This window comes from Frigoribacterium sp. NBH87, assembly GCF_014217665.1.
GTDB classification, from domain to species: domain Bacteria; phylum Actinomycetota; class Actinomycetes; order Actinomycetales; family Microbacteriaceae; genus Frigoribacterium; species Frigoribacterium endophyticum.
The window spans coordinates 3,213,254-3,235,230 of sequence record NZ_CP043650.1 but is presented as its reverse complement, the minus strand read 5'-3'; the positions used below and the strand labels follow the sequence as shown (position 1 = coordinate 3,235,230).

Annotated in this window: 18 protein-coding genes; 10 read left to right on the top strand and 8 right to left on the bottom strand. The window is 73.7% G+C overall.

Going from position 1 to position 21,977, the window contains the following annotated elements; genetic code table 11:
* Positions 1 to 55: 55 nt before the first annotated feature.
* Positions 56 to 748: a YceI family protein gene (locus F1C15_RS15055; RefSeq protein ID WP_185232151.1), complete on the top strand. Its 693-nt coding sequence runs from the start codon at positions 56 to 58 to the stop codon at positions 746 to 748.
* 27 nt (positions 749 to 775) lie between these two features.
* On the opposite strand, the gene F1C15_RS15050 is transcribed toward F1C15_RS15055, so the two are convergent.
* Complete coding sequence (locus tag F1C15_RS15050; RefSeq protein WP_185232149.1) at positions 776 to 1,618, bottom strand: ADP/ATP-dependent (S)-NAD(P)H-hydrate dehydratase; 843 nt, start codon at positions 1,616 to 1,618, stop codon at positions 776 to 778.
* 201 nt (positions 1,619 to 1,819) lie between these two features.
* Between F1C15_RS15050 and F1C15_RS15045 the strand changes: the two genes are divergently transcribed.
* Positions 1,820 to 2,893: an NADH:flavin oxidoreductase/NADH oxidase gene (locus F1C15_RS15045; RefSeq protein ID WP_185234423.1), complete on the top strand. Its 1,074-nt coding sequence runs from the start codon at positions 1,820 to 1,822 to the stop codon at positions 2,891 to 2,893.
* A gap of 120 nt (positions 2,894 to 3,013) precedes the next feature.
* On the opposite strand, the gene F1C15_RS15040 is transcribed toward F1C15_RS15045, so the two are convergent.
* From F1C15_RS15040 to F1C15_RS15030, 3 genes are all read right to left on the bottom strand, one after another.
* The gene (locus tag F1C15_RS15040) at positions 3,014 to 4,051 is read right to left on the bottom strand and encodes a hemolysin family protein (protein WP_185232147.1); all 1,038 of its coding nucleotides are present in this window, start codon (positions 4,049 to 4,051) and stop codon (positions 3,014 to 3,016) included.
* A complete protein-coding gene (locus F1C15_RS15035; RefSeq protein WP_185232145.1) occupies positions 4,048 to 5,568 on the bottom strand; it encodes a hemolysin family protein in 1,521 nt (506 codons plus the stop codon). Before F1C15_RS15035 ends, F1C15_RS15040 begins: the two co-directional genes overlap by 4 nt.
* A gap of 139 nt (positions 5,569 to 5,707) precedes the next feature.
* Positions 5,708 to 7,147 carry a GuaB1 family IMP dehydrogenase-related protein gene (locus tag F1C15_RS15030; protein WP_185232143.1) on the bottom strand — a complete coding sequence of 480 codons (1,440 nt, stop codon included), beginning with the start codon at positions 7,145 to 7,147 and terminating at the stop codon, positions 5,708 to 5,710.
* 174 nt (positions 7,148 to 7,321) lie between these two features.
* Between F1C15_RS15030 and F1C15_RS15025 the strand changes: the two genes are divergently transcribed.
* The 4 genes from F1C15_RS15025 (at position 7,322) to F1C15_RS15010 (ending at position 14,519) form a co-directional block, all read left to right on the top strand.
* Entirely contained in the window at positions 7,322 to 11,155 is a 3,834-nt protein-coding gene (locus F1C15_RS15025; RefSeq protein ID WP_185232141.1) for a multifunctional oxoglutarate decarboxylase/oxoglutarate dehydrogenase thiamine pyrophosphate-binding subunit/dihydrolipoyllysine-residue succinyltransferase subunit, read from the top strand.
* 125 nt (positions 11,156 to 11,280) lie between these two features.
* Entirely contained in the window at positions 11,281 to 12,351 is a 1,071-nt protein-coding gene (locus tag F1C15_RS15020) for an acyltransferase (RefSeq protein ID WP_185232139.1), read from the top strand.
* A 97-nt stretch (positions 12,352 to 12,448) separates the two neighbouring features.
* Positions 12,449 to 13,027 (top strand): hypothetical protein, encoded by a 579-nt coding sequence (locus F1C15_RS15015; RefSeq protein ID WP_185232137.1) that lies wholly within the window; start codon positions 12,449 to 12,451, stop codon positions 13,025 to 13,027.
* 103 nt (positions 13,028 to 13,130) lie between these two features.
* Positions 13,131 to 14,519, top strand: a complete 1,389-nt coding sequence (locus tag F1C15_RS15010) for a LamG-like jellyroll fold domain-containing protein (RefSeq protein ID WP_185232135.1) — start codon at positions 13,131 to 13,133, stop codon at positions 14,517 to 14,519.
* Between the two features lie 86 nt (positions 14,520 to 14,605).
* On the opposite strand, the gene F1C15_RS15005 is transcribed toward F1C15_RS15010, so the two are convergent.
* The 3 genes from F1C15_RS15005 to F1C15_RS14995 form a co-directional block, all read right to left on the bottom strand.
* Positions 14,606 to 15,046: a GNAT family N-acetyltransferase gene (locus tag F1C15_RS15005; RefSeq protein WP_167258892.1), complete on the bottom strand. Its 441-nt coding sequence runs from the start codon at positions 15,044 to 15,046 to the stop codon at positions 14,606 to 14,608.
* Positions 15,047 to 15,138: 92 nt separating this feature from the next.
* Positions 15,139 to 15,381 carry a zf-HC2 domain-containing protein gene (locus F1C15_RS15000; protein WP_056053738.1) on the bottom strand — a complete coding sequence of 81 codons (243 nt, stop codon included), beginning with the start codon at positions 15,379 to 15,381 and terminating at the stop codon, positions 15,139 to 15,141.
* Positions 15,378 to 16,130 (bottom strand): sigma-70 family RNA polymerase sigma factor, encoded by a 753-nt coding sequence (locus F1C15_RS14995; protein WP_185232133.1) that lies wholly within the window; start codon positions 16,128 to 16,130, stop codon positions 15,378 to 15,380. The genes F1C15_RS15000 and F1C15_RS14995 overlap by 4 nt, the downstream gene beginning before the upstream one ends.
* A gap of 108 nt (positions 16,131 to 16,238) precedes the next feature.
* On the opposite strand from F1C15_RS14995, the gene aroA reads away from it, so the two are divergent.
* From aroA to F1C15_RS14975, 4 genes are all read left to right on the top strand, one after another.
* Positions 16,239 to 17,654 carry a 3-phosphoshikimate 1-carboxyvinyltransferase gene (gene aroA / locus F1C15_RS14990; protein ID WP_185232131.1) on the top strand — a complete coding sequence of 472 codons (1,416 nt, stop codon included), beginning with the start codon at positions 16,239 to 16,241 and terminating at the stop codon, positions 17,652 to 17,654.
* A 7-nt stretch (positions 17,655 to 17,661) separates the two neighbouring features.
* Positions 17,662 to 18,789 carry a ribosome small subunit-dependent GTPase A gene (gene rsgA, locus F1C15_RS14985; protein ID WP_185232129.1) on the top strand — a complete coding sequence of 376 codons (1,128 nt, stop codon included), beginning with the start codon at positions 17,662 to 17,664 and terminating at the stop codon, positions 18,787 to 18,789.
* A 239-nt stretch (positions 18,790 to 19,028) separates the two neighbouring features.
* A complete protein-coding gene (locus F1C15_RS14980; protein ID WP_255465338.1) occupies positions 19,029 to 19,853 on the top strand; it encodes an inositol monophosphatase family protein in 825 nt (274 codons plus the stop codon).
* 318 nt (positions 19,854 to 20,171) lie between these two features.
* Complete coding sequence (locus F1C15_RS14975; RefSeq protein ID WP_185232125.1) at positions 20,172 to 20,324, top strand: hypothetical protein; 153 nt, start codon at positions 20,172 to 20,174, stop codon at positions 20,322 to 20,324.
* A gap of 81 nt (positions 20,325 to 20,405) precedes the next feature.
* On the opposite strand, the gene F1C15_RS14970 is transcribed toward F1C15_RS14975, so the two are convergent.
* The gene (locus tag F1C15_RS14970) at positions 20,406 to 21,926 is read right to left on the bottom strand and encodes an MFS transporter (protein WP_185232123.1); all 1,521 of its coding nucleotides are present in this window, start codon (positions 21,924 to 21,926) and stop codon (positions 20,406 to 20,408) included.
* Positions 21,927 to 21,977: the final 51 nt, after the last annotated feature.

Here is a 21,977-nt window from a genome sequence, read left to right as displayed (position 1 = left end):
TCGTCGGAGCCCCCGTGAGCCGACCCGTGCCGAGCCGACCCCAGGAGACACCACCATGAAGAAGTCCACGAAGACCGCCCTCGCCGTCACCGCCGTCGTCGTGGTGGGCCTCGGCGTCACCGCGGCCGTGGCCGGCCCCGCGTTCTACCGCGACGTGATCGTCGGCGAGCCCGACGCCGCGCCCACCGTCAGCGTGACCCCCGGCGCCACGACCGTCGACGTGAGCCAGGCCTCCGGCGACTGGTCGATCGGCGACGGCAGCAGCGCGGGCTACCGCGTCGACGAGGTGCTGAACGGCACCGACGTCACCGTGGTCGGCTCGACCGACGAGGTCACGGGCACCGTGACGGTCGACGGCACGACGATCACGGCGGCGACCGTCACGGTCGACGTCGCGAGCATCGCCACCGACAGCGCGAACCGCGACGGGTACTTCCGCGACGACGCGATGGAGGCCGGCACCTACCCGACGGCGACCTTCACCCTCACGCAGCCGATCGACGCCGCCGTGCCCGCCGACGGCGAGGTCGCGAGCGTCGAGGCCACCGGCGACCTCACCATGCACGGCGTGACGCAGAGCGTCACCGTCGACCTCCAGGCGGCCCTCTCGGGCGACGGGGTCCAGGTGAGCGGGTCGATCCCGGTGACCTTCTCCGACTACGGGGTCGACGCCCCGAGCTTCGGCTTCGTCCAGGTCGAGGACGCCGGCGCGGTGGAGTTCCTGGTCGCGGCCACCCCCGCCGGCTAGCTCCCCCGCCGGGGAAGCGCCCGCCGGCTAGCGCCCCGCGACCAGCTCGGCGATGGTCGCCGGCAGGGCGTGCACCAGCCCCAGCACGGTGAGCGGCCCGCCCGCGCTCGCCCGCGACGCCGCGAGGCCGTGCACGACCGCCGCCGTCGCCGCCAGCCGCGCCAGCGCCTCCGCATCGTCGGCGACCGCGTCGGCGTGGGTGGCGACGAGGGCCCCCAGCACGCCGCCGAGCGCGTCACCGGCCCCCGCCGTCGCCAGCCACGACGGAGCGCTGGCGGCGACCAGGCGTGTGCCGCCGGGCGAGGCGACGTAGGTGCGGTGCCCCTTGACGAGCACCGTGCAGCCCCAGGTCTCCGCCGCCCGCGCGGCGGCGCCGGCGGGGTCGGCCGCGACCTCGTCGACCTCCTGCCCCGACGCCGTCGCCAGCTCGCGGAAGTGCGGGGTGAGGACGACGGGCCCCGTGGCCCGCTCCCGCAGCGACAGCGCGCCCGCGTCGAGCACGAGCGGCAGCCCCGAGGAGGCGGCGGTGCGGAAGCCCTCCTCCGTCTCGTCGTCGAGGTGGTCGCCGTCCACCCCCGACCCGAGCAGCCACGCCTGCACGCGGCCGATGCCCGTCACGGCCTCGGGCCGCCGGTGCAGCACGAAGTCGGCGGCGCGGCGGGGCCCGACGTAGCGGAGCATCCCCACCCCGGTGTGCAGGGCGGCCTCGACGCCGAGCACGGCGGCCCCCGGGTACGACGACGACCCGGTCACGACGCCGAGCACCCCGCGGCTGTACTTGTCGTCGTCGGGGCGGGGCACCGCGATCTCGCCCGCGGCGTCGGAGGGGGTCCAGGCGGTGAAGTCCTTGGAGTCGGTGGAGTCGGTCACCCCTCGACGCTAGACCGGGTCTCCCCCGCCACGCCCGGGCGGGCGGCCCGGGGAACACGGCGGGCGGGCGCCGCGTTGGCGACCGCGGGACGATCGAGGTCGTCCCCCTCCGACCTGAAAGGCGATGACATCCCCGTGACGTCCGACACCAGCGTGACCACCGACTCCCCCCGCACGGCCCCGGCCGACGGCGCCCCCGGCCTGTTCGACCCCATCACCCTGCGCGGCACGACCTTCCGCAACCGGCTCTGGGTGGCGCCGATGTGCCAGTACAGCGTCGACCGTGAGGACGGCGTGCCCACCGACTGGCACCTCGTGCACCTCGGCGCGCTCGCCCGGGGAGGCGCGGGTGCCGTCATCAGCGAGGCCACCGCGGTCGTGCCCGAGGGCCGCATCTCGCCCCAGGACACCGGCCTCTGGAACGACGAGCAGGTCGAGGCCTGGAAGCCCGTGACCGCGTTCGTCAAGGGCCAGGGCTCGGTGCCCGGCGTCCAGCTCGCGCACGCGGGCCGCAAGGCGTCGACCTTCCGCCCCTGGAGCGACGTGCAGGGCACCGTGCCCGCGAGCGAGGGCGGCTGGCCGACGGTCGCGCCCTCGGCCGTCGCCTTCGAGGGCTACGACGAGCCGCGCGAGCTGACGCACGACGAGGTCGTCGGCCTCGTGGAGGCGTTCCGCACCGCCGCCCGCCGCTCGGTCGAGGCCGGCTTCGAGCTGATCGAGCTGCACGCGGCGCACGGCTACCTGCTGCACCAGTTCCTCTCGCCGCTGAGCAACCAGCGCACCGACGAGTTCGGCGGCTCGCTCGAGAACCGCGCGCGCCTCCTGCTCGACGTGGTCCGCGCCGTGCGGGCCGAGGTCGGCGACGGCTACCCGCTGCTCGTGCGCTTCAGCGCCACCGACTGGGCCGAGGGCGGCTGGGACGAGGACGACACCGCGACCGTCGCCGCGTGGTCGCGCGAGGCCGGCGCCGACTTCTTCGACATCTCGACGGGCGGCCTCGTCGCCGGCGTCAGCATCCCCGTGGGCCTCGGCTACCAGGTGCGCTTCGCCGAGCACGTCCGTCGCCAGGCCGACGTCGAGACCGGTGCCGTGGGCCTCATCGTCTCCGCCCGCCAGGCCGACGAGGTCATCTCCTCGGGCCGGGCCGACGTCGTGCTCATGGCCCGCGAGTTCCTCCGCGACCCGCACTTCCCCCTCCGAGCCGCCGCCGAGCTGGGCGTCGAGCTCGACTACGTGCCGGCGCAGTACCAGCGCGCGCCGTTCCGGGTGAGCTGACCCCGGCAACCGCTCCGCGCCTCCGGCACCGGACGACGACGGCCGCCTCGATCTCGCGATCGGGGCGGCCGTCGTCGTGCACCGTGCGGGAGGCGGCGAGCACGACCGCCGGAGCGCCCGCTACGAGCGCCGGGTCGCGTCCTGGACCTCGCCGATGAGCTCCTCGAGGATGTCCTCGAGGAACAGCACGCCCTGCGTCGCCCCGTGCTCGTCGAACGAGCGGGCGACGTGCACGCCGCTGCGGCGCATGGTCGCGAGGGCGTCCTCCAGCTCGGTGCCGCGGTAGATCGAGATCAGCTGACGGATCCGCTTCGGCGGCACCGGGTCGTGGAACTCGTCGACGTCGAGGTCGATGACGTCCTTGAGGTGCAGGTAGCCCGTCGGGTCGCCGCCGTCGTCGACGAGCACGTAGCGCGAGAAGCCGTTCTGGGCAACGGCGCGCTCGACGTCGGACGGCGTAGCGTCCTCCGGCAGCGTGACGAGGCCCGACATCCGCACCGCGACGTCGTCGACGGTCTTCTCGGTGAACTCGAACGCGGCCTGCACGGTGCCGCTCGCGTCGGTGAGCGTGCCCTCGCGCTGCGACTGCGCGACGATCGTCGCGACCTCGTCGACCGTGAACGCGCTGGCCGCCTCGTCCTTCGGCTCGACCCGGAAGGCCCGCAGCACGGCGTTCGCCGACCAGTTGAGGGCGACGACCACGACGTGGAAGACACGGGCGATCGCGACGAGCGGCGGGGCCAGCAGCAGCGCGGCCCGGTCGGGCAGCGAGAACGAGATGTTCTTCGGCACCATCTCGCCGAGCACCACGTGCAGGAACGACACGAGCACCAGCGTGATGACGAAGCCGACCACGCTCACGAGCTCCTCGCTGAGGCCGGTGAGGCCGAGCGGGCCCTCGAGCAGGTGGTGGATCGAGGGCTCCGACACGTTGAGGATGAGCAGCGAGCAGATCGTGATGCCGAGCTGCGTCGTCGCGAGCATCATCGTCGCGTGCTCCATCGCCCAGAGCGTCGTCTTGGCGGCGCGGCTGCCCGCCTCCGCCTTCGGCTCGATCTGGGAGCGACGGGCGCTGATGACGGCGAACTCCGCCGCCACGAAGAAGGCGTTGCCCATCAGCAGCAGCACGAGCCAGACGATGCCGAGCCAGTCGCTCATCGCGCGTCCTCCTTCGTTGTCGTCGTGGTCGTGCCGGCGCCGCGCCCTGCGGCCCGGGCGGCGGCCGCCGCCGTGGCGGCCCGGGTCGCCCGGTCGGTGCGGGTGGCGGGCCCGCCCGGCCCGCGGGCGTCGTCGTGCGCACCCTGGCGCGCGTCGGCGATCTGCGACGAGGCAGCCCCCGTGCCGGAGGCGCGGTCGGCGTCACCGGCCTCGCTCGCCTCGTCGTCCGGGGTGGGGGTGAAGCGGATGCGGTCGATCCGGCGACCGTCGAGGCGCTCGACCCGGAAGGTGCCGGAGTCGCTCTCGACGACGTCGCCGACGAAGGGCAGGCGCCCGAGCTCGCTCATCAGCCAGCCGCCGACGGTCTCGTAGGGGCCCTCCTCCGGAACCTTGACCGACGCCCGCTCGAGCAGCTCGTCAGGGCGCAGGAGGCCCGGGAAGGTGAGCCAGTTGCGGGAGCGCACGACGTCGACGCGGCTGCGGTCGTGCTCGTCGGAGACCTCGCCGACGAGCTCCTCGATGAGGTCCTCGAGGGTGACGACCCCGGCGGTCCCGCCGTACTCGTCGACGACGACGGCCATCTGGTAGCCGCGCCCGCGCACCTCGGCGAGGAGGTTGTCGAGGGTCATCGTCTCGGGCACGCGGACGGCGTCGGTCTGCAGCGCCGACACGGGCACGTCGGCCCGCTTCTCGCGGGGCACGGAGACGGCCTGCTTGACGTGCACGAGGCCGACGACGTCGTCGATGCCGTCGTCGGTGACCGGGAAGCGCGACAGGCCCGTGCGGCGCGCGAGCTCGAGCACCGTCTCGGCGGAGTCCGTCCGCGTCACCGTCGACAGGCGGGGGCGGGGCGTCATCACGTCGGAGGCGGTGTGGTCGCTGAACGCCAGGGTGCGTGCCAGCAGGGTCGCGGTGTCGGTGTCGAGGCTGCCCTCGAACGCCGACCGACGGACGAGCGACGAGAGCTCCTCGGCGGTGCGGGCGCCCGAGAGCTCCTCCTTCGGCTCGATGCCGATCGACCGCAGGATGGCGTTGGCCGTCTCGTTGAGCAGCCGCACCGCGGGCTTGAACACCGTGGTGAAGCCGACCTGGAAGGGGATGACCAGCTTCGCCGTGCGCAGCGGCAGGGCGAGGGCGAAGTTCTTGGGCACGAGCTCGCCGATGATCATCGACAGGAGGGTCGCGACGACGATCGAGACGATCGGCGCGCCGACGTCGACGACCGGCTCGGGCACGCCCACCGCGGTGAGCGGCGGCTCGAGCAGCCGCGAGATCGCGGGCTCCATCGTGTAGCCGGTCAGCAGCGTCGTCAGCGTGATGCCGAGCTGGGCGCTGGAGAGGTGGGTCGAGGTGATGCGGAGGGCGCCGATGGTCGGGCCCAGGCCCTTCTCGCCCTTCTGCTCACGGGCCTCGAGGTCGGACCGGTCGAGGTTGACGAGGCTGAACTCGCTGGCCACGAACAGGCCGGTGCCGACGGTGAGCAGCAGGCCGATGCCGAGGAGGATCCACTCGTTCACGAGGAGCGGTCACCCCGCTCGGCGAGGAGATGGTGGGAGGGTGCGGTCGTCTGGGACGGAGGGTCATCCATAGGCGTGCGATCCTACCGCGCGCGGGCGCTCGCGCCCCCACCTGTCGAGCGGACGCGGGCCGCGTCCGCTACCAGCTGACCGGCAGCGCCTTGCCCTCCTCGTACCCCGCCGCCGACTGGACGCCGACGAGGGCCCGCTCGGCGAACTCGGGCAGGGTCGTCGCGCCGGCGTAGGTGAACGAGCTGCGGACGCCGGAGGTGATCATGTCGAGCAGGTCCTCGACGCTGGGGCGGAGCGGGTCGAGGTAGATGCGCGACGACGAGATGCCCTCGGCGAAGAGCGTCTTGCGGGCGAGCTCGTAGGGGTCGAGCCGCTCGAAGCGGCCCTGCACGGCCTTCGTCGAGGCCATGCCCCAGCTCTCCTTGTAGAGCCGGCCCTCCTCGTCGGCCGCCAGCTCGCCGGGGGCCTCGATCGTGCCCGCGAACCACGAGCCGATCATGACGGAGGCGGCGCCCGCGGCGAGCGCGAGGGCGACGTCACGGGGGTACCGCACCCCGCCGTCGGCCCAGACGTGGGCGCCCAGCGCGCGGGCCGCCGCGGCCGTCTCGAGCACGGCCGAGAACTGGGGGCGGCCGACCGCGGTCATCATGCGGGTGGTGCACATCGCGCCCGGGCCGACGCCGACCTTCACGATGGAGGCCCCGGCGGCGACGAGGTGGCGCACCGCCTCCTCGGTGACGACGTTGCCGGCGGCGATCGGCAGGCCGAGCCCGAGGCCCGCGACCGACTTGATGGCCCGGATCATGCCGTCCTGGTCGCCGTGCGCGGTGTCGATCACGAGCACGTCGACGCCGGCGGCGGCGAGCGCCCGCGCCTTCTCGGCGACGTCGCCGGTGATGCCGACGGCGGCGGCCACGCGGAGGCGCCCCCCGGCGTCGAGGGCCGGCCGGTACAGCGTGCTGCGGAGCGCGCTCTTGCGGCTGACCGTGCCGATGACACGGCCGTGGCGGAGCACCGGCGCGAAGTCGATCTCGGCCGCGACCATGCGGTCGAAGGCGGCGCGCGGGCCGTCGACGTCGTCGGCGTCGAGGGAGGTGAGGGCGCCGTGCAGCAGGTCGCCGAGCACGGCGTCGCGGGGCGCGGTGCCGAGGCGGGAGGCCGCGATGCAGCCGAGGTACGCGCCGGTGCCGTCGTGCAGCACGATGCCGTGGCCCTCGACGGCCGGGACGCTGCGGAGGGCCGTCTCGACGGTCTCGCCCGCGTCGAGCGAGTAGGGGGTGTCGTAGTCGACCGGCTGGGCCTTCACCCACCGGATGGCCGCGTCGAGCTGCTGCAGCGGCATGTCCTGCGGCAGGACCCCGAGCCCGCCGCGTCGGGCGAGGGTCGCCGCGAGGCGGGGCCCGGTGACCGAGTTCATGTTCGCCGAGACGATCGGCAGCGTGGCGCCGGTGCCGTCGCCCGGGGCGAGGCTCACGTCGAGGCGGCTCGTGACCGACGACCTGCTGGGCACGAGGAACACGTCGGAGTACGTCAGGTCGTGGGTCGGCGTCGTCTCGTAGAACCTCATGGCTCCACGGTAGCTCTCCTCGACCGCGCTGACTCCGTGGGATACGAGCCCGCCGGTGGGGCGCCTCCTGCGGGTCGCCCTGCCCGCGCTCGGTCGGATGCGCTTAAGCTGGGGCACCGTGGGCGGCGCTGCCCACGCACTGATCAACAATCAACGGAGAGTGGGCGATCGGCTGTGACGAGCCACGTGACGGGAACGACCGACGAGGGTGCCTTCGGCGCCAACGAGTGGTTGGTCGACGAGCTCTACGAGCAGTGGCTGGTCGACAAGAACGCGGTCGACGAGTCGTGGTGGCCCGTCCTCGAGGCGTACACCCCCGCCGACGGCGGAGGGTCCCCGGCCGGAGGCGCCGCCGACGCCGCCTCCGCCCCGCAGTCCGCCGGCGCAGCGACCAGCACGCCCGCCGCCCCGGAGCCCGCCTCGACCGAGGGCGGCCAGGCCCAGGTCCCCGACGAGGTCGCCGGCGCCCCCGGCCAGGACGAGCCCGCCGCCCCGGCCCCCGCCCCGCCCGCCCCCGCCGGCAAGAAGGCGGCGAAGACCACGTCGGTGGAGCCCTCCGCGAAGCCCATCCCCGCCGACTCGCCCGCGAAGGCGCCGGAGCCGAAGCGCCCGGCCGCCGAGCCCACGCCGGAGCCCGAGGCCGTGGTCACGCCGCTCCGCGGCATGGCGAAGTCGCTCGCGACCAACATGGACGCCAGCCTCACGGTGCCCACCGCGACCAGCGTCCGCACCGTCGCGGCCAAGCTGATGATCGACAACCGCATCGTCATCAACAACCACCTGAAGCGCGCCCGCGGCGGCAAGGTGTCGTTCACGCACCTCATCGGCTGGGCCCTGGTGCAGGCGCTCAAGGAGTTCCCGAGCCAGAACGTCTTCTACGACGAGGTCGACGGCAAGCCCTCGGTCGTCACTCCCCCGCACATCAACCTCGGCCTCGCGATCGACATCCCGAAGCCGGACGGCACCCGTGCCCTCCTGGTGCCCGGCATCAAGAAGGCCGACGAGATGACCTTCGCCGACTTCCTGTCGGCCTACGAGGACGTCGTCCGCCGGGCCCGTGACAACAAGCTCACGGCGGCGGACTTCCAGGGCAACACGATCTCGCTGACCAACCCGGGAGGCATCGGCACCGTCCACAGCGTCCCGCGCCTCATGAAGGGGGCCGGCTCGATCATCGGCGCCGGCGCTCTCGACTACCCGGCGGAGTTCCAGGGCACGTCGTCCAAGACCCTCGTCGAGCTCGGCATCGGCAAGACCGTGACGCTGACGAGCACCTACGACCACCGCGTCATCCAAGGCGCGGGCTCCGGCGAGTTCCTCAAGAAGGTCAACGAGCTGCTCATCGGGCAGCGCGGCTTCTACGAGGAGATCTTCGCGGCCCTCCGCATCCCCTACGAGCCCATCCACTGGAACGCCGACATCAACGTCAACCTCGCCGAGCGCGTGGGCAAGACGGCGCGCGTGCAGGAGCTCATCAACAGCTACCGCGTGCGCGGCCACCTGATGGCCGACATCGACCCGCTCGAGTACCGCCAGCGCACCCACCCCGACCTCGCCATCGAGAGCCACGGGCTGACCTTCTGGGACCTCGACCGCGAGTTCGTCACGGGGGGCCTCGGGGGCCGCACCTCCGCCCTGCTGCGCGACATCCTCGGCATCCTCCGCGACTCCTACTGCCGCACGATCGGCGTCGAGTACATGCACATCCAGGACCCTGCGCAGCGGGCCTGGGTGCAGCAGCACGTCGAGGTGCCCTACGTGAAGCCGTCGCACGACGAGCAGATGCGGATCCTCGCGAAGCTCAACGAGGCCGAGGCCTTCGAGACCTTCCTGCAGACGAAGTACGTCGGCCAGAAGCGCTTCAGCCTCGAGGGCGGCGAGTCGGCGATCGCCCTGCTCGACACCGTGATCCAGCAGGCCGCCCGGGAGGGCCTGGAGGAGGTCGCGATCGGCATGGCCCACCGCGGCCGCCTCAACGTGCTGACGAACATCGCCGGCAAGACGTACGGACAGATCTTCCGTGAGTTCGAGGGCACGCAGGACCCGAAGACGGTCCAGGGCTCCGGCGACGTGAAGTACCACCTCGGCACCGAGGGCGAGTTCACGAGCGCGACCGGCGAGACCATCCCGGTCTACCTCGCGGCGAACCCCTCGCACCTCGAGGCCGGCGACGGCGTGCTCGAGGGCATCGTCCGCGCGAAGCAGGACAGAGGGCCGAAGGGCGTCTTCGCCACGCTGCCCGTGCTGGTGCACGGCGACGCGGCCATGGCCGGCCAGGGCGTCGTGGTCGAGACGCTGCAGATGTCGCAGCTGCGCGGCTACCGCGTGGGCGGCACCATCCACGTCGTGATCAACAACCAGGTCGGCTTCACCACCCCGCCGTCGGAGTCGCGCACCTCGGTCTACTCGACCGACGTCGCGAAGACGATCCAGGCGCCGGTCTTCCACGTCAACGGCGACGACCCCGAGGCCGTGGCGCGCGTCGCCGAGCTCGCGTTCTCGTACCGCCAGCAGTTCAAGCGCGACGTCGTCGTCGACCTGGTCTGCTACCGCCGCCGCGGCCACAACGAGGGCGACGACCCGTCGATGACGCAGCCGCTGATGTACAACCTCATCGAGGCCAAGCGCAGCGTCCGCACCCTGTACACCGAGGCGCTCGTCGGCCGCGGCGACATCACACAAGAGGAGTACGACGGCGCCCACCGCGACTTCCAGGACCGCCTCGAGCGGGCCTTCGCCGAGACGCACGCGGCCCAGACCGGGTCGATGCCGGTGGTCACCGACGACGCGGGCGACGTCGACGACCTCGAGCGACCGGTGTCGCAGCGCGACGACCGCACCGGCGAGCCCGAGACGACCGGGGTGTCGCTCGACCTGATCCACGCGATCGGCGACGCGCACGACAACCCGCCCGAGGGCTTCTCGGTGCACCCGAAGCTGTCGCAGCTGCTGCGCAAGCGCGTCGACATGAGCCGCGCCGGCGGCATCGACTGGGCCTTCGCCGAGCTGCTCGCGATGGGCTCGGTGCTCACCGAGGGCACGCCCGTCCGGCTCGCCGGCCAGGACAGCCGTCGCGGCACCTTCGTGCAGCGCCACTCCGTGCTGCACGACCGCGAGAACGGCCAGGAGTGGCTGCCGCTCCAGAACATCACCGACGACCAGGCGAACCTCTGGATCTACGACTCGCTGCTCAGCGAGTACGCGGCGATGGCCTTCGAGTACGGCTACTCGGTCGAGCGGGCCGACGCGCTGGTGATGTGGGAGGCGCAGTTCGGCGACTTCAGCAACGGCGCGCAGACCGTCATCGACGAGTTCATCTCGAGCGCCGAGCAGAAGTGGGGCCAGCGCTCCAGCGTCGTGCTCCTGCTGCCGCACGGCTACGAGGGGCAGGGCCCCGACCACTCGTCGGCGCGCATGGAGCGCTTCCTGCAGCTCTGCGCGGAGGACAACATGACCGTCGCGCGCCCCTCGACCCCCGCCTCCTACTTCCACCTGCTGCGCCGCCAGGCCTACGCCCGGCCGCGGCGCCCGCTCGTCGTCTTCACCCCGAAGGCGATGCTGCGGCTGCGCGGCGCGACGAGCGGCGTGGACGCGTTCACCTCGGGCCGCTTCGAGCCGGTGCTCGACTGCACGCGGGTCTCCGACCCGTCGGCGACGAAGCGCATCGTGCTGCACTCGGGCAAGATCCACTACGACCTGACGGCTGAGCTCGACAAGCGCGGCGTCGGCGACGACGTCGCCCTCGTGCGCCTCGAGCAGCTCTACCCGCTGCCGCTGGAGCGGATCCGCGAGGTGCTGTCGCGCTACCCGCAGGCCGAGCTGGTCTGGGCCCAGGAGGAGCCCGAGAACCAGGGTGCCTGGCCGTTCGTCGTGCTCGAGCTGCAGAAGCACCTCGACCGCCCGATCCGGGTCGCGTCGCGCCCCGCCTCGGCGTCGCCGGCGGCCGGCTCGACGAAGGCCAGCGCGGCGCAGCAGGCCGAGCTGATCGCGGCGGCGCTCACGCTGTAGCGCCGTCGGGGTGAAGCCCGCCGACCGCGGCGGACGAGACGGAGGGTGACGTCGGCCGAGCCGATGTCGCCCCCCGTCGTGCCGGGCTCCCGGAGCCGAGGAGGCGCGGGGCGACCCTGGTGCGCATGCCCGCTCCCGGAGACCCCGCCTCCCCCACCCGCCTCGCCCCGCTCGACGACGCACCTCCTGCCGCTCCCCGACCCTCGGTGCCGGGCTCCGGAGCCAGCCGGCCGCCCCGGCAGGTCGGCGTGGACGTCGCCCGGGGCCTCTGCGTGCTGCTCGTCGCGCTGCACCACGCGATCCTCTACCCGGCCGACGTGCCGGAGTGGCTGCGCGACGTGACGATCGCCCTGGCACCGTTCCGGATGCCGCTCCTGATGTTCCTCTCGGGGGCCCTGGTGCCCGCGACCGTCGGTCGTGGGGCCCGGTCGTTCCTGCTCGCGCGCGCCCGGAGCGTCCTGTGGCCCCTCGTCGTGTGGGGCGCGGTCATCGTCGCCGTCGACGTCGCCCGGGGCATCGCCCTGGGCCGGCTCGACGAGGCCGTCGCGGACACCACGTCGCACCTGCCGTGGGGCACCTGGTTCCTGGCCTACCTGCTCATCTTCGGGGTGGTGGCCCTCCTGGCCCGACGACTCCACCCCGGTCTCCTGGCCGCGGGCGCGGCGCTCGCGTCGCTGACCGTGCCCGAGCTCCCCGGCGACCTGCCGGGTCGGTTCTGGGCCATGGCCGTCTTCTTCTTCCTGGGCGTCTGGTCGGGCCGTCGACCCGAGGCCCTCCGTCGGGCCTGCGGATCACGGGGCGCCGTGCTGGTGAGCGCGGTCGTGGTCGCCGCGACGGCGGCCGTGGCGGTCGCGCTGGGGGGCGACTCCCCCGCCTTCCAGCCGTGGGCAGCGCTGCCGGTCGCCGGGTCGTTCGTCGCGCTCGTCGCGGGTGCGACCTGGCTCGGTCGTCGACGGGTCGGCCGCTTCCCCGCACTGGTGGGCGGACGGAGCATCACCTGGTACCTGCCGCACACCATCGGGGTCAAGGCGGGGCACGACCTCAGCGTGGCGCTCGGAGCGCCTCCGCTCGTGGAGGTCGCCCTCTGCCTGATCGGCGCCCTCTCGATCGGCGCCGTCCTCCACCTCGTGGTCACGCGCTGGCCGCGGGCGGACGTGCTCTTCCGGTGGCCACGCCGGACGGCTCCCGGGCGGTGATGCGCTGAGCGGTTGTCAGGATGTGGAATGTCACGTAACATCTCAGATGCGACATCCCCTCACCACGACCGGCCCCCGCCGCTGACGAAGGACTCCCATGCACCTCTCCGCCCGCTCCACCCGCCTCGCGGCGTTCGCCGCCCTCCCCCTCGCCGTCGTCATCAGCGGCGTCGTCGTCGGCACGAGCTCGTACGCCGCCTTCTCCGACACCACCGAGAACGCCGGCAACAGCTGGGCCACCGGCAAGGTCGCGATCAGCGACGACGACGAGGGCCAGGCGCTCTTCGAGGTCGCCGGCCTGCTGCCGGGCGACACCGGCTCGAACTGCCTCACGGTCACGGCCGACACGAGCGCCGCCAGCACCGTCCGGCTCTACGCGAGCGACACGGTCGATCTCGACGCCCTCGGGTCGTCCCTCGCCGTCGTCGTCGAGCGGGGGGACCCCGAGGCGACCTGCGAGCGGTTCGTCCCCGGTGGCGACATCCTCTTCGCCGGCACCCTCGCCGAACTGGCGACCTCGACCTCGTTCGCCGACGGCGTGGGCGACTGGAGCGTGCCCGCCGGCACGACCGACTCCCTGTGGCGGGTCACGTACCACCTCGCCGACGACGCGACGAACGCCCTGCAGGAGGCTGAGGCGGCGACGACGTTCGTCTGGGAGGCGCAGAACGACTGACCGACGGCGCGCCGGCGGCGGCCCCGTGCCCCGCCGGCACGCACCCGTCGCCCCCGAACGCCGTCCGTCCGCTCCGCACCCGACCGCCACCCGAGGGATCCCCGTGCCCCAGCCCGTCCGCTCCTGCCCGGGCGACCTGCCCGCGGTCGCCGTCGCCACGGCGGCGCGCACCGCGCTCTGGACGGTCGCCCTGCTCGCCCTGTGGTGCGTGCTCCCGGCCGCCGCCGGCTGGTCGGTGACGACGGTCGCGAGCGACTCGATGGCACCGCGCCTCCGCACCGGCGACGTCGTCGCGGCCGTGCCGATCGACGGCGCCGACGCGGTGCCGGGCCAGGTCCTCCTCGTCGACGACCCCGACCACGCCGACCGCCTGCGACTGCACCGGCTCGTCCGCACAGGCGACGAGGGGCTGCGCCTCCGGGGCGACGCCAACGCCGCCGACGACAGCAGCCCGGTCTCCCCGGCCGCCGTCCACGGCACGGGCGTGCTGCGCGTGCCGGCCGTGGGCCTGCCCGGCGTGTGGCTGCGACAGGGCGCCGTCGCGCCGATCCTGCTGCTCGTCGCGGCGGCGTCGGTGATCTCGGTGCTCGCCCGCGCCGACCGCGACGTCCGGCAGGGGCTGCCCTGCCGCCGCTGCGGTGCTCCGCGGTGGGAGACCGACGCGCCCTCCGTCGGGATGCCGACCCGCGCCTCCGGCACGGTGCGCTTCGCTGCGGGCGCGCTGGTCGTCGCGACGGTCGCCGCCGTCGGTGCGACCAGCGACGCCGCCTTCTCGGCGACCACCGGGTCGGCGGCCACCGCCTCGACCGACACCTTCCCGTGCTTCGGCGGCCCGCTGCTCGACGACCCGGTGCTGGCCTGGGGCTTCTCGGAGCCACGGGGCGGCGACGTCCGCGACGAGAGCGGCCACGGGCACCTCGGCCGGTCGGCCTCCGGCCCCGTGCGGAACGACGCTCCCTGCGACGGCGACCCGTCGATGAGCCTCGACGCCCCGGACGCCCGCGTGCAGAGCACCGTGGTCGGCCCCGCGCCCTCGACGTTCTCGGTCGAGGCGTGGTTCCGCACCGAGAGCGCCGGCGGGAGGATCGTCGGCTACAGCTCGAGCACCTCCGCCGCGTCGCCCTACAAGGACCGCCACCTCTACGTCGGGGCCGACGGCACCCTGCACTTCGGCGTGCAGGGGTCGAACGACTTCCGCTTCGCGCTCGGCGGGCGGAGCGTGGTGACCGACGGCGAATGGCACCACGCCGTCGGCACGTTCCGGCCCGGCAGCACGGAGCTCTGGCTCGACGGCGAGCTGCAGGGCCGCCGGACGGACGCCCGCGCCCTCAAGGCGTACAACGGCTCGTGGCGGGTCGGCCGCGAGTCACTCGCGTCGTGGGCCGGTGAGCCGACCGATTACACCCTCCGGGGCGACGTCGACACGGTGCGGGTGTACGACACCGCGCTCGACGCGGCCGCGGTGGCGGCGCACCACGCCGCGGGGCGCTGAGCCCGGGGCGCCCGGGAGCTGACGGGCGTCTCCGGGCCACGAGGCCGGGGCGACGTCACCTCGACCAAGACCCTGCGACAGGGCCCTCAGACGAGCTTCGAGTACCGCACGCCCGCCTCGTGGTACCCGCGCTTGCGGTAGAACCGGTGCGCCGAGTCCGTCGCCGCGGCCGAGACGGCGTCGAGCGTGCGGGCGCCGTGCCCGCGCGCCCACCCCTCGAAGTGGCCGAGGAGGTACGAGCCGAGGCCGTCGCCGCGGGCGGCGTCGGCGACCACGAGCAGCAGCAGCTGGGCGGTCGGGGCGTCGGCGTTGTACGCCCACGTGACGTGCGCGCCGGCCACCGCCGAGACGCGCCCGGCCGCGTCACGGACGACCCAGGTCTCGTGGCCGGCCTCCGCCGTGAGGCGGGCCAGGCGGGCCGACAGCACGTCGGCGTCGAGGGCGTAGCCCAGCGAGCTGATCAGCGAGACGAGGTCGTCGAGGTCGTCGGGCGTCGGGGTGCCGAGCACCTCCACCGTGGCGGTCATGACGCCGACGCTAGCGCAGTGCCGCGGTGCGTGACGACGGTGCGCCGGGGGCTGCGGTGCCGGGGAGCCGACCCGCGACTCCCCGGGGCCCGCTAGTGCTGGGCCTGGAGGGCCCGCAGCCGCGCGAGCACCGTCGAGCGGAGGTCTTCCGGGGCCGTCTCGCGGCACGCGCGCTGCACGGCCTCGGTGAGCACCTCGCCCACCTTGCGCTCGCCCGCGCAGTCGGCGCAGTTCGCGATGTGCTCGCGGATGTCGGCCGCGTCCTCGCGGCACAGCTCTCCGTGGAGGTACTCCTCGAGCTCGGCCTTGGTCTTGTCGCACCCGCAGTCGGTCATCGCTTGCTGCCCTTCGTCGTCGTGCCGACCGGCACCGCGATGCCGCGGTCGCGTGCGTAGTCAGCGAGGAGGCCTCGGAGGAGGCGGCGACCGCGGTGGAGACGGCTCATGACCGTGCCCACGGGGGTCTTCATGATGTCGGCGATCTCCTGGTAGGAGAAGCCCTCGACGTCGGCGAAGTAGACGGCCATCCGGAAGTCCTCCGGGACCTTCTGCAGGGCGTCCTTCACGGCGCTGTCGGGGAGGTGGTCGATCGCCTCGGCCTCGGCCGAGCGCGTGGAGCCGGAGGTGCGCGTCGCCGACTCGGCGCCGCCCATCTGCCAGTCCTCGAGCTCGTCGATGGTGCCCTGGTAGGGGTCGCGCTGCTTCTTGCGGTACGTGTTGATGAACGTGTTGGTCTGGATGCGGTACAGCCAGGCCTTCAGGTTGGTGCCCTGCTGGAACTGCCGGAAGGCGGCGAACGCCTTGACGAAGGTCTCCTGCACGAGGTCGGAGGCGTCGGCCGGGTTGCGCGTCATCCGCATCGCGGCGGCGTAGAGCTGGTCCATGAACGGCAGCGCCTGCTCCTCGAAGAGGGAGCGGAGCTCGGCCTCGCCCGGAGGGGTCGCCTCGGCCTCGGCCGGGCCGGCCACGGTGCCCTCGCCCGCGGCCTCGTCGGTCGCGGGGGCGTCGACGGCGCGCTCGGGCACGGGCGCGGCGGTGGTCGCGCTGGTCGCGGGGGTGGGCTCGTCGCCCTCGGGGGTGATCATCAGGGCCGATTCTAGTTCGGCCACGGTGATGCGCCCCGGAAGCGTCATCGGTGCAAGTGCTGTGGGCACACGTCCTCCAGGTCGTCGCTGCATTACCCTGGTGAACCGATGCAGGTGTACAGGTATTCCGCGCCCGAGTTCTCCCCCTACGACGACGGCCGCGTGCCCGAGGCGGACCCGGGGCGCTGGGTCGCGCCGCGTGCGGCCGGGCCGCTCCGCGCCTCCCTCTCGCTGCCCGGGTCGAAGTCGCTGACGAACCGCGAGCTCGTGCTGTCGGCCCTCGCCTCCGGCCCGTCCCGCCTGCGGGCGCCGCTGCACTCGCGCGACACCGCGCTGATGATCCAGGCCCTGCGGTCGCTCGGCACCACGATCGACGAGGTCGAGTCGGGCGAGCCGTTCGGCCCCGACCTCGAGATCACGCCCGGCGAGCTGCAGGGCGGGGTCACCGTCGACTGCGGCCTGGCCGGCACCGTCATGCGGTTCCTGCCCCCGGTCGCCGCGCTGGCCCTCGGCCCCGTCACGTTCGACGGCGACGAGTCGGCTCGCCGCCGCCCGATGGCGACCACAGTCGCGTCGCTGCGGGCGCTCGGCGTCGAGGTGGCCGACGACGGCCGCGGCTCGCTGCCCTTCAGCGTCTACGGCACCGGCGAGGTCGAGGGAGGCGCGGTGCAGATCGACGCGTCCGCCTCCAGCCAGTTCGTGTCGGGGCTGCTGCTCTCGGCCCCGCGCTTCTCGCGGGGCCTGACCCTGACCCACACCGGCGAGAGCCTGCCGAGCATGCCCCACATCGAGATGACGGTCGAAGCGCTCGCGCAGCGCGGCGTCGAGGTCGCCTCGCCCGCGGCCGGCGTGTGGGAGGTAGCCGCGGGCCCGATCGCGGGCCGCGACCTCGTGATCGAGCCCGACCTGTCGAACGCGGCGCCCTTCCTGGTCGCGGCGCTCGTCGCGGGCGGCACGGTCTCGATCGCCCACTGGCCCGCCGAGACGACGCAGGTCGGCGCCGACCTGATCGAGCTGCTGCCCCTCTGGGGCGCGACCGTCACGCTCGAGGGCGACGTGCTCACGGTCGACGGCGGCGACGGCCTGATCGGCGGCGGCTCGCTGCCCGGCGTCGACGTCGACCTCTCGCGCGGCGGCGAGCTCGCCCCCGCGCTGGTCGCCCTCGCGGCCCTGGCCTCCGGGCCGAGCACGATCACCGGCATCGGGCACCTCCGCGGCCACGAGACCGACCGCCTCGCGGCCCTCGCGAGCGAGATCAACGCCCTCGGCGGCCGGGTGACCGAGCTCGACGACGGCCTGCACCTCGAGCCCTCCCCCCTGCACGCCGGGCAGTGGCGCTCGTTCGAGGACCACCGCATGGCGACGGCCGCGGCGATCATCGGCCTCGCGGTCGACGGCGTCGAGGTCGACGACGTGCGCGTGACGGCGAAGACGCTGCCGCAGTTCACGGAGCTGTGGAGCGAGCTGCTCGGTCGCCGTGTCAGCGAGCGACCCGCCGACATCGACCTGCTCGGCTTCCTGTAGGCCCGGCATGAGCTGGTGGAGCGAGGTCGAGGGCGACGCCGACGACGAGGCGTACGGCGAGTACGACGAGAGCTCGGTGCGCGTGCGCCCGAACCCGAAGGCCAACCGGCCGCGCACGAAGCAGCGGCCGGCGTATGACCAGGCCGAGGAGGGCGTCGTCTGGACGGTCGACCGCGGCCGCTACGGCGTGCTGATGGACGCCGGCACCCCCGACGAGCGCGAGATCACGACCGCCCGGGCCCGCGAGCTGGGCAAGAAGAGCGTCGTGACGGGCGACCGCGTCGGCGTCGTCGGCGACACGAGCGGTGCCGAGGGCTCGCTGGCCCGCATCGTGAAGGTGCAGGAGCGCACGACGCTGCTGCGGCGCAGCGCCGACGACAGCGACGCCGTCGAGCGCGTGATCGTGGCGAACGCCGACCAGATGCTGATCGTCGTGGCCGCGGCCGACCCCGAGCCGCGCCCCCGCCTCGTCGACCGCTACATGGTGGCCGCGTTCGACGCGGGCGTCGAGCCGATCCTCTGCATCACGAAGACCGACCTCGCCGACCCGGCGCCGTTCGCCGCGCACTTCGCGTGCCTCGACCTGCGGATCGTGACGACCACCTCCACGTCGTTCGACCCGCTGCCCGACGGCTCGCCGTCGCCCGTGCTCGACGAGCTGCGCGAGCTGCTCGACGGCCACGTGACGGTCACCGTGGGGCACTCGGGCGTCGGCAAGTCGACGCTCGTGAACGCGTTGACCGGCTCGCAGCGCGAGGTCGGCGTGGTGAACGCCGTGACCGGGCGCGGGCGGCACACGTCGTCGTCGACGGTGTCGTTCAAGGTCCCGAGCGGCGGCTGGATCGTCGACACCCCCGGCGTGCGGTCGTTCGGCCTCGGCCACGTCGACCCCGAGAACATCCTCAAGGCGTTCGCGGCGCACGCGCTGCCCGCCGACGGGCCCGCGCCCGACGGGATCCCCCTCGCCGAGGCCCACGACTGGGAGATCGTCGACCGCGTCGAGGCCGGCGAGCTCGGCGAGACCGGGCGCGAGCGGCTCCGGTCGCTGCAGACGCTGCTCGCCTCGAAGGGCGGGGTCAGCGGCCGCGACCAGGCCGCGCGCGACGACGACGCCCGCGGCGACGAGCAGCCGTAGCCGCGACGCGTCTCGGGGTGGCGGCCCACGGGGGCGTGCGCACCGGCCCGTCCGGGGGCCGCTGGCTGCAAATGCCGACCGGGGATGATCTGAGACCCGGAAAAGCACTTGTTCTGCGGCTCACCGGTCTCGTTCAGTCGGCATTTGCCGCAAGAAGGTGGCCTGAGGAGGCGCGGTGCGGGCAGGACGGGCCAGCCGGAGGCGCGGTGCCGGCCGGCCGCGCTCGGTACGCTGGCGAGGTGACCGACCCGACCCGCGACTCCTCGTCCGCTGCCGATCCGAGAGGCTCGGCCGAGTGGGCCGACGACCTGCGGCTGGCGTTGCAGCTGGCCGACGCGGCCGACGCGATCAGCACCGAGCGCTACTGCTCGGCCGACCTGCACGTGTCGCTGAAGCCCGACCGCACGCCCGTGACCGACGCCGACCAGGCCGTCGAGCGGGCGATCCGGGCCGGCATCGAGGCCGAGCGCCCCGGCGACACCTTCTTCGGCGAGGAGTACGGCGACGACGGTGCCTCGCACCGCCAGTGGATCGTCGACCCGATCGACGGCACGGCGAACTTCCTGCGCGGGGTGCCGGTGTGGGCCACGCTGATCTCGCTCGTCGTCGACGGGGTGCCGGTGCTCGGGGTCGTGAGCGCGCCGATCCTCGGGCGGCGCTGGTGGGCGACGCGGGGCGGCGGGGCGTTCTCGTCCGAGCACGGCACCGCTCCCCTGCGCGTGTCGGGGGTGAGCGACCTCGCCGACGCGTCGCTGAGCTACAACGGCCTCGAGTACTGGCGTGACGCCGGCCGGCTCGACCAGCTGCTCGACCTCACCGGCCGGGTCTGGCGCACGCGGGCCTACGGCGAGTTCTGGTCGTACATGCTCGTCGCCGAGGGCAGCGTCGACGTGGCGGGCGAGTTCGGGCTCGAGCCGTACGACATGGCGGCGGTCATCCCGATCGTCGAGGAGGCGGGGGGCCGGTTCTCGAGCGCCGACGGCAAGCCGGGCCCGTGGCACGGCAGCGCCCTCGCGACGAACGGGCTGCTGCACGACGGGGTGCTCGGGGTCGTCGCGGGCTGAGCAGCACGCAAGAGCCCGTCAGAGCCGAGCAGTCGTCAGCCGGAGGCGCGGGCCGCAGCGCGCCGCCCGGCGACCGGCCTCATCCCTCCGGACTAGCTCGCGCCTGGGCAGTCCCATCCCCCGGGGTGATGCCGTGCGTCGCGGCGACCGCTTGACTGGCCGCAGGTCGACGCCGCACCCCGGAGGGGTCCTGTCCACGGACGGGCCGGCGCACCAGGGGCCCCGCGGCTCGCCTGCCCTGAGGGCGGGCCGCGGGGGCTCCGTCAACGCCGGGGGCGCCGCCCGCGGCGACGTCACCCCCTCGTGAAGGAGCCCCTCATGCCCGTCGTCACCGCCGCCTCCGTCGTCTCCCCCTCGAGCAGCACCGTCAGCGCCGTCGACCCGGCCGCCGTCGACCTCCCGACGACGCACGACGTCGACATCACCGCGTGGCTCGTCGCCGCGGCGGCGTCCTGGCCTGCGACCGCCTGACGCGTCGTCCGGCCGGGGCCCTCGACGCTCGACACCGAGGCGTCGTCGCGGGCCCGACCACCGCACCCGGCGCAGCAGACCTCAGGAGGCGCTGGCCGCCTCCCCCACGCGCCCCTGCTTGCGGGCCCGCAGGTCGAGCAGCGCCAGCACGAGCGCGACCGCCACGAGAGCGATGGTGACGAAGAAGCCGCTGCGGTAGGCCGCGTGGTAGACGTCGAGCGACGCGTCGGAGCCGGCGCCGGCGATGACCGAGTAGAAGGTCGAGACCGCGGCCGCCGTGCCGATGGCGGTGCCGGCGCGCTGGCCGACCTGGCCCATCGAGCCGGCGACGCCGCCCATCTCGACCGGCACCTCCGCCAGGGTGAGGGTCTGGTTCGGCGAGATGACGAAGCCGCCGCCCGCGCCGGCGACGAGCATGCCGGCGCCCATGGCGTAGGGCGTGATCTCCTGCGGGGTGAGCACCGCGGCGAGCAGCAGCAGCACGAAGCCGCCGGCCACGAGAGCGAGGCCGAGCACCACGAGGCTGCGGCCGTACTTGTCGACGATGCGGCCGCCGTAGAACGCGGCGACGGCCGAGGTGAGGGCGAACGGGATCGTCACCATGCCGGCGTAGACGGGCTCGAGCCCGAGCCCCTGCTGCAGGTAGAGCGTGGTGAGGAGGAAGGTCGCGGGCAGCGCGCAGAAGTACACCGTCGCGATGAGGGTGCCGTTGCGGTACGACGCGAGCGAGAACAGCGAGAAGTGCACGACGGGTGACTTGCCGCGGGCCTTGTAGCGCTGCTCCCAGGCGACGAAGGCGGCGCCGAAGCCGACGAACCCGATGAGGAAGAGCCAGCGGAGGGGCTCGTCGCCCTGGCCGGTGGTCAGCACGAACGGCAGCATCAGCGTGAGGATGGTGAGGCCGAGCAGCACGATGCCGACGAGGTCGAGCTCGTTGTGGCCGCCCGGGGCGGTCGTCGCTCGGGGCAGCAACTTGAGGGCGAAGACGATGGCGACGATGCCGAGGGGCACGTTCATCCAGAAGAGCAGGCGCCAGCCGTCCTGGTCGCCGCCGATCGCTATGAGCAGGCCACCGAGGGTCGGGCCGAAGGCGGTCGAGATGCCGATGACGGCGCCGAAGAGCCCGAAGGCGCGACCGCGCTCCTTGCCCTGGAAGAGCTGCTGCACGAGCCCCAGCACCTGGGGCATCTGGATGCCGGCCGCGACCCCCTGGAGGATGCGCGCGACGACGAGCAGCTCGATGCTCGGGGCGAGGGCGCAGAGGATGCTCGCGATCGTGAACGCGCTCAGCCCGATGACGAACATGAGGCGGCGCGACTTGAGGTCGCCGAGGCGGCCGGAGGGCACGAGCGAGAGGCCGAAGGCGAGGGCGTAGCCCGCGACGATCAGCTGCAGGGCGGTCGGCCCGGCGCCGAGCGAGGCCTCGATGCTCGGCAGGCCGACGTTGACCTTCGACAGGTCGAGGATGGTGAGGGCGGCGACGCCGACGCAGACGCCGAACGCCTGCCACTTCTGGCGGTCGGTGATCTGCCCCGTGGGGTCGGAGGCCGCGGGCGCTCCGTCGGAGTCGCGGGCAGAGGAGGAGTCGGATGCGTTCGTCATGGGATGCTCCTGTCTTACACCTGTCGGTCGCCGCTGCCCCGCCGTCGAGGC

Coding starts and splice junctions, on each gene's coding strand:
- F1C15_RS15005 (WP_167258892.1), bottom strand. CDS start 15,046: ATGACCGCCACGGTGGAGGTGCTCGGCACCCCGACGCCCGACGACCTC.
- F1C15_RS15015 (WP_185232137.1), top strand. CDS start 12,449: ATGCACCTCTCCGCCCGCTCCACCCGCCTCGCGGCGTTCGCCGCCCTC.
- F1C15_RS15030 (WP_185232143.1), bottom strand. CDS start 7,147: ATGAGGTTCTACGAGACGACGCCGACCCACGACCTGACGTACTCCGAC.
- F1C15_RS14975 (WP_185232125.1), top strand. CDS start 20,172: ATGCCCGTCGTCACCGCCGCCTCCGTCGTCTCCCCCTCGAGCAGCACC.
- F1C15_RS15040 (WP_185232147.1), bottom strand. CDS start 4,051: ATGAGCGACTGGCTCGGCATCGTCTGGCTCGTGCTGCTGCTGATGGGC.
- F1C15_RS14970 (WP_185232123.1), bottom strand. CDS start 21,926: ATGACGAACGCATCCGACTCCTCCTCTGCCCGCGACTCCGACGGAGCG.
- rsgA (WP_185232129.1), top strand. CDS start 17,662: ATGAGCTGGTGGAGCGAGGTCGAGGGCGACGCCGACGACGAGGCGTAC.
- F1C15_RS15020 (WP_185232139.1), top strand. CDS start 11,281: ATGCCCGCTCCCGGAGACCCCGCCTCCCCCACCCGCCTCGCCCCGCTC.
- F1C15_RS14995 (WP_185232133.1), bottom strand. CDS start 16,130: ATGATCACCCCCGAGGGCGACGAGCCCACCCCCGCGACCAGCGCGACC.
- aroA (WP_185232131.1), top strand. CDS start 16,239: ATGCAGGTGTACAGGTATTCCGCGCCCGAGTTCTCCCCCTACGACGAC.
- F1C15_RS15000 (WP_056053738.1), bottom strand. CDS start 15,381: ATGACCGACTGCGGGTGCGACAAGACCAAGGCCGAGCTCGAGGAGTAC.
- F1C15_RS15055 (WP_185232151.1), top strand. CDS start 56: ATGAAGAAGTCCACGAAGACCGCCCTCGCCGTCACCGCCGTCGTCGTG.